The organism is Helcococcus bovis (assembly GCF_046035835.1).
GTDB classification, from domain to species: domain Bacteria; phylum Bacillota; class Clostridia; order Tissierellales; family Peptoniphilaceae; genus Helcococcus; species Helcococcus bovis.
In genome coordinates this window covers 1-8,774 of sequence record NZ_JBFNGB010000034.1, presented here as the reverse complement: position 1 = coordinate 8,774, position 8,774 = coordinate 1, and the positions used below count along the sequence as shown (strand labels likewise).

General features: G+C 26.2%; 11 protein-coding genes. 1 reads left to right on the top strand and 10 read right to left on the bottom strand.

The window, feature by feature from the left end; genetic code table 11:
• Window positions 1-289 precede the first annotated feature (289 nt).
• From ABGF48_RS08305 to ABGF48_RS08275, 7 genes are all read right to left on the bottom strand, one after another.
• Window positions 290-1,273 carry a tRNA dihydrouridine synthase gene (locus tag ABGF48_RS08305; protein WP_408105874.1) on the bottom strand — a complete coding sequence of 328 codons (984 nt, stop codon included), beginning with the start codon at window positions 1,271-1,273 and terminating at the stop codon, window positions 290-292.
• 72 nt (window positions 1,274-1,345) lie between these two features.
• Window positions 1,346-1,819: an ATPase gene (locus tag ABGF48_RS08300; protein WP_408105873.1), complete on the bottom strand. Its 474-nt coding sequence runs from the start codon at window positions 1,817-1,819 to the stop codon at window positions 1,346-1,348.
• Between the two features lie 8 nt (window positions 1,820-1,827).
• Window positions 1,828-2,304, bottom strand: a complete 477-nt coding sequence (coaD, locus tag ABGF48_RS08295) for a pantetheine-phosphate adenylyltransferase (protein WP_408105872.1) — start codon at window positions 2,302-2,304, stop codon at window positions 1,828-1,830.
• On the bottom strand, window positions 2,301-2,849 hold the full coding sequence (gene rsmD, locus ABGF48_RS08290) for a 16S rRNA (guanine(966)-N(2))-methyltransferase RsmD (protein WP_408105871.1): 549 nt from the start codon (window positions 2,847-2,849) through the stop codon (window positions 2,301-2,303). The genes coaD and rsmD overlap by 4 nt, the downstream gene beginning before the upstream one ends.
• A 6-nt stretch (window positions 2,850-2,855) precedes the next feature.
• Window positions 2,856-4,844, bottom strand: a complete 1,989-nt coding sequence (locus ABGF48_RS08285; protein ID WP_408105870.1) for a DEAD/DEAH box helicase — start codon at window positions 4,842-4,844, stop codon at window positions 2,856-2,858.
• A 2-nt stretch (window positions 4,845-4,846) separates the two neighbouring features.
• Window positions 4,847-6,484 (bottom strand): DAK2 domain-containing protein, encoded by a 1,638-nt coding sequence (locus ABGF48_RS08280; RefSeq protein WP_408105869.1) that lies wholly within the window; start codon window positions 6,482-6,484, stop codon window positions 4,847-4,849.
• Window positions 6,485-6,495: 11 nt separating this feature from the next.
• A complete protein-coding gene (locus ABGF48_RS08275) occupies window positions 6,496-6,846 on the bottom strand; it encodes an Asp23/Gls24 family envelope stress response protein (protein WP_408105868.1) in 351 nt (116 codons plus the stop codon).
• A gap of 123 nt (window positions 6,847-6,969) precedes the next feature.
• Between ABGF48_RS08275 and rpmB the strand changes: the two genes are divergently transcribed.
• Entirely contained in the window at window positions 6,970-7,176 is a 207-nt protein-coding gene (rpmB, locus tag ABGF48_RS08270) for a 50S ribosomal protein L28 (protein WP_408105867.1), read from the top strand.
• Between the two features lie 209 nt (window positions 7,177-7,385).
• On the opposite strand, the gene ABGF48_RS08265 is transcribed toward rpmB, so the two are convergent.
• From ABGF48_RS08265 to ABGF48_RS08255, 3 genes are all read right to left on the bottom strand, one after another.
• On the bottom strand, window positions 7,386-7,532 hold the full coding sequence (locus ABGF48_RS08265) for a hypothetical protein (protein WP_408105866.1): 147 nt from the start codon (window positions 7,530-7,532) through the stop codon (window positions 7,386-7,388).
• A 300-nt stretch (window positions 7,533-7,832) separates the two neighbouring features.
• On the bottom strand, window positions 7,833-8,183 hold the full coding sequence (locus tag ABGF48_RS08260; RefSeq protein ID WP_408105865.1) for a hypothetical protein: 351 nt from the start codon (window positions 8,181-8,183) through the stop codon (window positions 7,833-7,835).
• A 50-nt stretch (window positions 8,184-8,233) separates the two neighbouring features.
• A complete protein-coding gene (locus ABGF48_RS08255; protein ID WP_408105864.1) occupies window positions 8,234-8,515 on the bottom strand; it encodes a hypothetical protein in 282 nt (93 codons plus the stop codon).
• Window positions 8,516-8,774: the final 259 nt, after the last annotated feature.

Sequence of the window (8,774 nt, the reverse complement as noted above, 5' to 3'; positions counted from 1 at the left end):
TTATAACAGCTTCCTTTTTTTAAGTAATATATTTTTACCATTTTTAGTAAGAACTTTATTACTAAAACCTTTACCAAATTCATAATTATATTTCATAACAATTAAACTTGTATCAATATTAAAAGTATTTTGTAAAAGAATATATGTATTATAATTAGCAGTTCCACTAACAAAATCAGTAATAGACTGATAAACAAAATTATTTACATATCCAATTTAACAAAAAAAATTGGATGAACAAGGATTGGTTATCAGTCTATATTTAATGACATATTTAATTAATTTTATATCAAATCTCTTCATTCATTATTGCATTCATCAAAGGAAATTCAGCTAAAACTTTACGTACCTCTTCAATACTTCTAGTTCTAACTAATGTATCTCTAAGTTGTCTTGATCCCTCGAAATCTTTTATATAGGTTTTAAATAATCTATTAAGCACCTTACTTAGCTTTGGCTCAACTTTTATCATTTCTTCATAATAATCTAGATGATAATAGAATAAATCCATATATTCTTTATAGCTATGATGTTTTTTTTCTTTTTCAAACGCAAATATATTCCTAAATATACCTCTACCAATCATTATGCCATCAACACCATATTTTTCTGCTAATTGCATTCCCACTTGTCTATCCGGAATATCACCATTAATTGTTAATAATGTATTTGGAGCTATTTCATCTCTTAATTTTTTTATTTCAGGAATTAATTCCCAGTGCGCATCAAAGTCTGACATTTCTTTTCTTGTACGCAAATGTATAGATAAATTTACAATGTCTTGTCTTAAAATGTGACTTATCCATTGTTTATATTCATCTACTTCTAAAAATCCTATTCTAGTTTTTACACTTACTGGTAATCCGCCTTCTTTTGCCGCTTGTATTATTTCAGCAGCGACTTTCGGTCTTTTTATCAACCCTGAACCTTTACCTTTTTTTACAACTTTTAGTGCTGGACATCCCATATTAATATCAATACCTTTATATCCCATTTTTGCAAGTTCTCTTGACATTTGTGCAAAATTTTCTGGTATATCTCCCCAAATATGTGCAACAATAGGTTGCTCATCATCAGTAAAATGCAATCTTCCGCTTAATGTATTTCTAGCTTTCTCATTATGAAGACAATTAGTATCGGTAAATTCTGTAAAAAACACATCGGGTGCAGCAGCTTTTGCAACGACATGCCTGAAAACTGTATCTGTTACATCTTCCATTGGTGCTAAGATAAAAAATGGTTTAGGTAAATCTTTCCAAAAATTTTCTTCCATATTCTCTACTTTCCATTCAACTTAAAAAGGATTAAAAATGTTTAATCTTTAATCCTTAAAATTATTCTTAAATTAGTATTTCAATTGTGATCTATTTTCTTCAATTGTGCTTAATGTATTTTTTAATTCATCAGATGTTTTTGATAAAATTTGATCTACATATGCTAAAGAATTTGCAGCAATTGTATTAGCTGTTTCTTTAGCTTCAGCTATTATTCTTTCAGCTTCTTTTCTAGCTTCTATTGTAACGGCATCTTGGTTTACTAATTCTCTTAGTTTTCTATTAGCATCTTCAAAAGATCTATCTACATCTTCTTTCGCTTTATCTTTGATTGCTGAAGCTTGAGAATTTGCTTCTTGTAGAATTCTTTCTCTTTCTTGATTCACCCATTGAGCATCCTTAATTTCTTGAGGAATTGATTCTCTCAAGTCATTTATTACTTCATAAACTTCATCTGGATTAATGGTAATTTTTTTTGAAAATGGAACTGATCCACCATCATCCATAATTTGTTCTAATTCTTCTATTAATGATAAAATATTCATCATTCCTCCTATTTGAATTTTTCTTTTATTTTAATTTCAACATTTTTAGGAACTAATCTAGAAACATCTCCATTAAATGATGCAATTTCCTTTACTATGCTTGAACTTAAATATGACATTTCAGGCTCTGCAACCATAAAAACTGTTTCTACATTTGTTATTGAATAAAATTTGTTCATTTGAGCAAATTGTAGTTCAGATTCATAATCAGAAATTGCTCTGATTCCTCTAATTATTGAATCTATTTTGTTTTTTTCTACAAAATCAATCAATAATCCCGAATACATACAAACTTTAACGTTATCATAATCATACAATAATTCTTCTAACATTTCAATTCTTTCTTCCATATTGAACAAATATTTCTTTTTATTATTTACTAGTACACATACTACAACTTCGCCAAAAAGCTTAGAAGCTCTTTTTATTATATCTATGTGTCCATTAGTAACTGGATCAAAACTACCTGGATAAACTACTTTCATTCCGTCTCCCTATAAAATCTGATATATTTTCTACCATATTTTTTTTCATAAACTAAATCTAGTTTACCATAAATTTTAGAAAAATCTATATCTTTATCAATTTCTACAATAAAAAGAGCATTATCAAAATATTTGTGATCCAACATATATTCAAATGCCTTTTCATAAAATCCAGATTTATATGGTGGGTCTAAATAAACATAGTCAATATTTTCTCTTATTTGCATTAAATTTTTTCTAAAATCTCCCTTTAAAATTACTGACTGATTTTCAAATTTAGTATGAATGATATTATATTCCATATCAGTTAAATTATTTCTATCAATTTCTGAAAAATATGCTTTTTTTGCACCTCTGCTTAGAAATTCTATTCCTATATTCCCAGTACATGCAAATAAATCAAGAGCTACTTCATCTTCTTCAATGTTACCTATGATATTAAAGACAGCCTCTTTTATTTTATCTTCTGTAGGCCTTGAATTTTCACCTTTAGGTCCTTTTAATTTATGCCCTTTTCTTAAACCAGTTATAACTCTTAGTGCCATAATACCTCAATTTAAAATTACTTTTTCTAAATTTTTTATTTTTTCATAAATGATGTTTTTCAAGTCATCATTTATTTCATTTGTATCTTCAATCATTTTTTCAGCATTCTTAATTAATTCTTCATTAAAGTAAAAACTGTTGTCAAAGTCAATAAAACCAGATTGATTTTGTCCGTAAACATCGCCAGATCCTCTAATTTCCAGGTCTTTAGATGCAATTGAAAATCCATCATTATTACTTGCAATAAATTCTAATTTTTCAGTTAAGTATTTTTTATCTTTCACAACAAAAAAGCAATAAGATTGAATACCAGAACGACCTACACGTCCCCTCATTTGATGAAGTTGCGATAGTCCAAATTGATTTGCATCATAAATAATTATTGTATTTGCGTTTGGCACGTCAATTCCTACTTCAATAATACTTGTAGCTATTAAAATATCTATTTCTTTATTTAAAAATTTGCTTTGATTAATTTTCTTTTCTTCTGCCGTCATTTTACCATGTAAAATGTCTATATTAACTTTATCATTAAAATATTTTTTTAACTTTTTATACAATCCTTCTACAGATTCTAACTGATCGTCTTCATATTCAACTCTTGATACAACAACATATACCTGTTTTCCTTCTTGTACTTGCTTATATGCAAAATCCATAAATTTCATCTCTTGGTAAATTGTTGTTAAATATGATTTTATAGGTAATCTATTTTTTGGTAATTCATCAATATATGAAATATCTAAGTTATTATATAAACTTAATGCCATAGTCCTTGGGATTGGCGTAGCAGATAATAAAAGCATATCAGGGTAATATCCCTTGTCAGACAACATTTTTCTTTGATATACGCCAAATCTTTGCTGCTCATCCATAATAACAAAACCCAATCTATTAAATTCTATTTTTTCTTGAAATAAACTATGAGTTCCAAAAATTATTTCAATTTCATTATTTTTTAACTTTTCATATATTTCTTTTTTTTCTTTTTCAGAAAACGAACCTGTTAAAAGACTTGATTTAATTTCTAATTTCTCAAAAAAACTCTTATAATTTTCATAATGTTGCCTTGCTAATAATTCTGTAGGTGCCATAAATGCCACTTGATATTTACTTTTTATAGCTACAATGGCTGATAATATGGCAACTATTGTTTTTCCAGATCCTACATCTCCTATTACAATTCTATTCATCCTTTTTTCAGAAATCATATTTTCTTTTATTTGTTCTAAAGCTTTTTTTTGAGAATTAGTAAGTTTGAAACTTAAACTATTCAATATTAAATTTAAATCTATATCATTAAATTTAATAAATTTATCAATTTGATTATCAAAATATATCTTATTAGCTAGTTTTTCTAGATAAATATTTCTTAAATTATTACTATACATAGCCTTATATAAATTTAAATTAGATATCGGCTTATGCAAATACCTTAAAGTATCCGATAAACTAATTAGATTATATTTGCTTAATTCTAAATCATTAATATAATCATTTATATAATAATTTGAAGAAAAAACAATGTCTTTATATTTAATAAAATCTTTTTGTGAAATCCCTTTTAAAAGTGAATAGATGGGAGTAATCCCTCCTATTTTGTCATCTTCTATATTTGAAATAATAGGATTAATTAGAGCTTTTTTTTGAGAATCATAATATCCAAAAAATTTATATTTTTGATTAAATTTTAATGTTTTTATTGAAAATCTATCATTATACCAAATTATTTTAATCCTTCCAGTACTATCATATCCTTCAACACTTGATATTGATTTATTATTTCCATAAAAATATGTTCTGTTAATTTTATCAATAGTTAATTCACAATAAGATTTTATATCATTAGTAAGATTAACAACTTCTACCAATATAGATCTATCTTCATATTTTCTTGGTAGATAATTTATCAAATCATTTACATTATGAATATTCATTTCTTGCAAATATTTAACTTTTTTAGGCCCTATTCCTTTTATATCTTTTAATTTCATATCTATTCTATTGATGCAATATAGTAATAAAGTGGTTGTCCACCTAAATTAACTTGAATATCCAAATCAGGATATAATCCTTCTAATTTTTCTAATAATTTGTTCGCATCTTCTTCTTTTATATCTTCACCATAGTATACTGATATCACTGAATGTTCATCATTAATTGCATGTTTAATTAAATCTAAAAATGTTTCTTCTAAATTATTCCCTTTAACTACAATTTTTCCAGATTCTAATCCAATAAAGTCATCTTTCTTTATATCTAAATCTCCACTTTTTGTATCTCTAACTGCATATGTTAATTGTAAACTTGTAATTTCATCTAAAGATACTGTCATATTTTCAAAATTTTCTTCTGGAGATAATGATTCATCAAAATTTATAATTGCTGTAAATGCTTGTGGAATAGACTTTGTTTCTATAACAATTAAGTTTTTATCAACTAATTCAACAGCTTGTTTTGCAGCTAAAATAATATTTTTGTTATTTGGGAACACAAATACATTTTCTGCATTTACATCATTAACTGCTTCAACAATATCTTCCGTAGATGGATTCATTGTTTGCCCACCTTTAATTAGTCTATCAACATTTAACTCTTCAAAGATATTATCAAATCCTTCACCTATTGAAATACTTACGAATCCATATTTCTTTTTCTTTTCATTATTTGATTTTTGTTGCTTTTCTTTTAATCTATTAACCTCAGCATTTTGGAATCTCATATTTTCAATTTTTAAATCTGATAATTCTCCTCTTTTTCTTGCTAATGATAACACTAAACCAGGGTCATCAGTATGAATGTGTGTCTTTATAATATTGTCAACACCAACACATACTATAGAATCACCATATTTTTCTATTTCTTTTTTAAATTCTTCATATGATTGTGTTCCATCATGATTAATTAAAAACTCTGTACAATATCCGTAAATAATATCTTCAGGTTTTACTCCTGAATGATGTTGAATAATTTTATCAAAGTCTATTGCTTTAATATCTTCAGTATTTGCTACTAATTCAACTTCTTCACCCTTGATTCCTTTATAAAAGCCTTCTAAAATGAAAATTAGTCCTTGACCACCAGCATCTACAACTCCAGCTTCTTTTAATACTGGTAACATTTCTGGTGTCATCATCAACGCTCTTTTACCTTCATCAATACAAGCTCTTAAAAACTCATCAATTCTGTCATATCTTAAAAACTCTCTTCTAGCAAATTCCGCAATCATTCTACTTACAGTTAAAATTGTACCTTCTGTTGGTTTTAGTACTGCATTATACGCTGTTTCTTTCGCACTTTCAAAAGCTTCTACTAAATTAACTATTTCAACTAATTCAACTTGCTCAACAATCTTTGCTACACCTCTACATAATTGAGATAGTATAACTCCAGAATTACCTCTAGCTCCCATCAATGAACCAGTTGATAACGCTTTAGCTATTGCCTTCATATCATCATCAGATTCATTTAATTTTCTCATTACTGATTTAAATGTTAATGACATATTTGTTCCTGTATCTCCATCTGGTACAGGAAATACATTTAATCCGTTAACATATTCTTTATTTGATTCAAGATTATTATAAGCGGATGTGATTCCCTTTCTTAAATCAAAGTGATTAAAATTCTTCATTTTACCCCCAATTAAACTCTAATTCCTTGTACAATGACATTTACAGAATTAACTTTTAAGTGTGTATTTTTTTCAATATTGTATTTTACTTTTTCAATTATATTATCTGCAACAACTGCAATTCTTACGCCAAATTCCATCATTACAACTAGATCAACATCAACAATGTCACCATTTACTGTAACTTTAACACCTTTTGTTTTATTTTCAAACTTAAGTAATTCAAAAATACCATCTTTTGTGTTTTGAGCTACCAATCCAACAATACCATATGTTTCTTGTGCTGATTCTGCTGCAATAGTAGCTATAACTTTATGATCAATAGCAATTTTACCGTGACTATTTTTTAATGTAGCTGACATAAAATGACCTCCTTAACTTTTTATATATTAAATTATATCAGTATTAAGAATAACTTGCAAAATTTTAATTATTTATGTTATAATTGTTCAAGTAATGGAATACATCAAGTTAGGAGGAATATTATGGCAAAGCAATGTGCAATTACAGGAAAAAGAAAAAAAGCTGGTAATGTAGTAACATTCTCACACAGAAAGATTAAAAGATCATTTAAACCAAATTTAAGAAGAGTTAAAGCTATCGTAGACGGAAAAGTTCAAAGAATTTGGGTATCTACAGCTGCATTAAAGTCAGGTTTAGTCGAAAGACCATCATATAATAAAGAAGCTTAATTATAAGGACTATTGAAGAAATTCAATAGTTCTTTTTTTTATTAGATTTTCTTGAATTTGCTTAAATTTCCAGAATTTGCCTTAAACCCCTAGCTTTTTCGATTTTTTCTCTTGTTTGTCTTGGAAATTTTTATGTTTTTCGTTTCAAAATTTTCCTAAATTTAACTTTCTCCCCTTGCTTTTTTCTTTTTTTCTTATTTGCCTAGAAATTATTTCAATAATTTCATTTTGGCAATTTCTTCAACTTTTTTAATATTTAATAAAGAAACATCATATTTCTTAATATATTTTCTAATTTTAATGTTATCTTGTATTAAAGTTTGATAATACTCTGTAGTTTTTCCTGATTTTTTCACTTCTATTCTCCCATTAATTTCAATATTTTTTGCATTTTCATAATATAATAAATATTTTTTTCATTTTTTTATACACTTCATTTTTCCTCCAAAAATTTTACTTATATTAATTATCTCAAAAATATAAAATTTGTTAATGTCATTATTATTAAGAAAATGTAATATTTAAAATGAAAAAAGACATAACCAATATAAATACTGATTATGCCTATAAAATTATATTATTAAATTGTTTTTTCTTTTTTAGCATATATAATGATGCACTCGCAACAGTTAATACATATACTGAAGATATAATTCCTAAATCAGAAGTATTAGGTTTTCAAGTTTAACTTTAGATGTTTCACCTGGATTTTGAACAGTTAAACTTGTTTCTAAATTTGCAGCATTATATTTATCATTTTCTGCAAATTTAATATTTATTTTATATTTTCCTAAATTTAATGATTCTAGATATGAATTTTTTAATGTAATAATTGTACTACCTTCTTTTAATTCATAATTTAAATTGTCTATTTTAACTTCATTTAATTCTATTTCCTTAAATAATCCTAAAGGTGAATTAACTTTTAATACTACTTCTTTACCTGATCCTTTTACAAAAATTAAATCTTGCCCAAATTCAAATTTGGCATCAATTTTAACTTCCACTTTTGGTGCTGGATCTACCTATGGTGCTGGATCTGTTTTTGGTGCTGGATCTACTTTTGGCTTGGAAATGATTCTGGTTGATCTTCTGCTTTTGGCGTTAGATCTTCAACATTCGAATTAGATTGTGTATTTGAATCTTTTTTAGCTTTTAATTCTGCTAATTTATTCTTAAATATTTGTAACTCTCTTTCAAATTTAGATATTTTATCCTTCATTGCTGATACATAACTTTGTTCAGAAAAACTTTCATCTAATCTTATAAGATTTTCCCCTAATAGGCTAATTTTAGAATTTATTTCTGCACTATATGCTCCTAGATTATTTTCTTCCAATAATTTTCAATTTTCTTCATTATATAATTCCGAGAAATCTCTACGTAATATCTCTAATTTTTCTTTTACTTCTTATTTTAAGGATTTTTGTTCAGGAACATCTTTATTTTGATAATTTGATGAAATGTTTTTATTAAATACTTTCCAATCTGTTTGTCCATCTTTCAACACTTGTGATCCTTGTAAATCTGATATTTCAGCTTGTAATAATCCATCATATTCAAAATTACTTAATACAAGCGAATCTCATTTTTTTACA

What these genes read in the sequence shown, in the direction of transcription:
- ABGF48_RS08275 (WP_408105868.1), bottom strand. Translation starts at nt 6,846, where the DNA reads ATGTCAGCTACATTAAAAAATAGTCACGGTAAAATTGCTATTGATCAT.
- ABGF48_RS08285 (WP_408105870.1), bottom strand. Translation starts at nt 4,844, where the DNA reads ATGAAATTAAAAGATATAAAAGGAATAGGGCCTAAAAAAGTTAAATAT.
- rpmB (WP_408105867.1), top strand. Translation starts at nt 6,970, where the DNA reads ATGGCAAAGCAATGTGCAATTACAGGAAAAAGAAAAAAAGCTGGTAAT.
- ABGF48_RS08305 (WP_408105874.1), bottom strand. Translation starts at nt 1,273, where the DNA reads ATGGAAGAAAATTTTTGGAAAGATTTACCTAAACCATTTTTTATCTTA.
- rsmD (WP_408105871.1), bottom strand. Translation starts at nt 2,849, where the DNA reads ATGGCACTAAGAGTTATAACTGGTTTAAGAAAAGGGCATAAATTAAAA.
- ABGF48_RS08300 (WP_408105873.1), bottom strand. Translation starts at nt 1,819, where the DNA reads ATGAATATTTTATCATTAATAGAAGAATTAGAACAAATTATGGATGAT.
- ABGF48_RS08280 (WP_408105869.1), bottom strand. Translation starts at nt 6,484, where the DNA reads ATGAAGAATTTTAATCACTTTGATTTAAGAAAGGGAATCACATCCGCT.
- coaD (WP_408105872.1), bottom strand. Translation starts at nt 2,304, where the DNA reads ATGAAAGTAGTTTATCCAGGTAGTTTTGATCCAGTTACTAATGGACAC.